The organism is Microbacterium sp. Bi128, assembly GCF_918698205.1.
In genome coordinates, this window is sequence record NZ_CAKKMM010000867.1 from 1 (window position 1) to 2,162 (window position 2,162).

Consider the following 2,162-nt stretch of genomic DNA (forward strand, 5'->3'; position numbering starts at 1 on the left):
CAAACCGGCGGCCCGGACCCGGCGGACGGTTAGCTGTCCGCGGCCAGCGCCGTGATCATCCGCTCCATGCGGGCGACGCCGGCAAAGCGGCCGGCGTTGTCCGTCACCAGCAGGGGGTCAAACCGGTTGGCCTGGGTCCGCGTCATGGAACGGGCCAGGGCTTCGCTGAGCGGCGTGTCCAGGTTGACCCGCATTCCCGGGCTCACGACGCCGAGGGCCGCCGCGGTGGGGTCGAGCACCGCAACGGGCCGCAGATGATCGCCCATCAGCACCACCGACTGCAGGGCCGGGTTGTCATCAAACGCGGCCGCCGCCGTCGCAGTGGTGGCGGCCGTCGTCGCGGGTTCCACGATGTCCCGGATGATGCTCTGGTGCGTCGCCGGGGGGTTGGACGCCAGACGGTGGGCAACGTCGAGATCGATTTTTTCCCACGCCGGTCCGGGCCGGGCCAGGCAATACCCCTGCACCAGGGGTACGCCGAGGGCGACGAGGGCGTCCAGTTCCTCCACGCGCTCCACTCCCTCGGCCAGGATCCAGGCATCGACGCGGCTGGCAAAGGTTCCGAGCATGGAGATCAGGGCACGCTTGGCTTCGTCACGGTCAACATCCTGGATCAGTTCACGATCCAGCTTGATCAGCGAGGGCCGCAGGGCCAGCAGGTGCCGGAGCCCTGCATAGCCGGCACCGGCGTCGTCGACGGCGATCAGCGCGCCGGCAGCGCGCAGCTGGTTGAGGTCGGGCTCAAGCTCCAGATAGGAGTCGATCGGGGTCTGCTCTGTCAGCTCGACCACCAGTCCGGCGAGGTTTCCCTGGCCGCGCCAGATGCCACGGATCTCCTCCGTCAACAGCAGCTCCGGTGAGACGTTGAGGGTCAGGAAGCAGTTCGGCGGCAATGTGGGACGCGCCGCGAGCGCCGCCCGCAAGGCTGCGGCCTCGAGCTCGGCTGCCAGGCCATGCGTGCGCGCGGCGGCAAACCACACCTCGGGATTTTTTTCGGCGAAACCCGGAAACCGGGCCAGGGCCTCATAGCCCACCACTGTGCCGCGCGCGGTATCAACAATGGGCTGGTAGGCCGCGGAAAGGCCGACACCCCGGCAGGCGGCCGCCAGTTGCTTCTCCCAATCCGGGCCCGGCGCGGCCCCGGCGTCGGGCGGGAGGCCGCCTGCCTCGTGAATCAACTAACGGGAACGATGGCTCTGTGGACCGACTGCACGACGTCGGCCGGCAGCTCCTCCAGCCCATGTGCGGACGCCGCGTGGGCGGCCACATTGACCAGAATTTCATCGTCGGTACTGCACACCCAGCAGGCGTCACAACCGGGAACCACATCACCACAGGCAAACGACTTCACGAATGCTCCTTCTTCTTCAACAGCGGACCGGACCACCCTACGTTGGCTCCGCACCGAAAACTGAGATTTAGCTTGCAGAAAAGCGGGGTGTTTGCCGGAACACGAACGCCCACAGAGTGCGAAGACGGCAATGTCACTGCTTGGCCAGGGTTCCGATCTTGTTACCGCTGTTGTCGTAGACGACAAGCACAGTCCCATCCACTTTGGCGGCGTGCGCCTGCGATAGCCACGTGTCGACGTCGTTGCAGGCCATCATGGTGGATGCGATCGGGCCGAAGTCGAAGGAATCGCCCGAAATCGATCCTTTGCCCGTCAAACGATTGCAGCCGTCCGTTCCTTGGAAGGAGCCGTCGTCGGTGATCGTCAGGTTGGGCTGACCTTTGACGGTCTGTCCCCAACTTCCGGCGAACGACTTCAGTGCCGGGCCGGAGCACCCCGTGATTGCCGCTAGCGCCATGCCGGCAACCAGCATGGCAACAACCAGCAGACCGCTTCGACGCAACCGACTCATGCCGCCATGCTAGTTGAGCTATTTCCCGCACGGAAGGATCATTCCGCCTCTCCGGGTCGCCTTCGGGCTCCTACCGGCCTGCCCCCCTGCTTCGGCAGCGACTGCGGCCGCCTCGATGCGGGCCCGGTGCACGGCCCATTCCTCGGCGGTGCGCGGCGAAAGGTTCGGATCCCCGGGACGCTGGCCTGCGCTGCCGTCGATGAGTTCGCGGAGGATGTCGGCGTGTCCGAGGTGGTGGGCGGTCTCCACGCACATGTGCACGAGGATCTGCTGCAGGGTCACGTGCGTGCGCTCGTCCGG

General features: G+C 66.5%; 4 protein-coding genes. All 4 read right to left on the reverse strand.

Translation table 11 applies throughout. From position 1 onward, the window contains the following. Positions 1–29 precede the first annotated feature (29 nt). Complete coding sequence (locus tag LQV45_RS27375) at positions 30–1,178, reverse strand: EAL domain-containing protein (protein WP_230009956.1); 1,149 nt, start codon at positions 1,176–1,178, stop codon at positions 30–32. Next, positions 1,175–1,351, reverse strand: coding sequence for a DUF1059 domain-containing protein (locus tag LQV45_RS27380; RefSeq protein WP_230009959.1), 177 nt, complete (start codon positions 1,349–1,351; stop codon positions 1,175–1,177). Before LQV45_RS27380 ends, LQV45_RS27375 begins: the two co-directional genes overlap by 4 nt. A 133-nt stretch (positions 1,352–1,484) precedes the next feature. Beyond that, positions 1,485–1,862, reverse strand: coding sequence for an META domain-containing protein (locus LQV45_RS27385; protein WP_230009962.1), 378 nt, complete (start codon positions 1,860–1,862; stop codon positions 1,485–1,487). An 18-nt stretch (positions 1,863–1,880) separates the two neighbouring features. Continuing rightward, positions 1,881–2,162 (reverse strand): DUF664 domain-containing protein (locus tag LQV45_RS27390; RefSeq protein ID WP_230009965.1); only part of this gene is annotated, 282 nt, incomplete at its 5' end.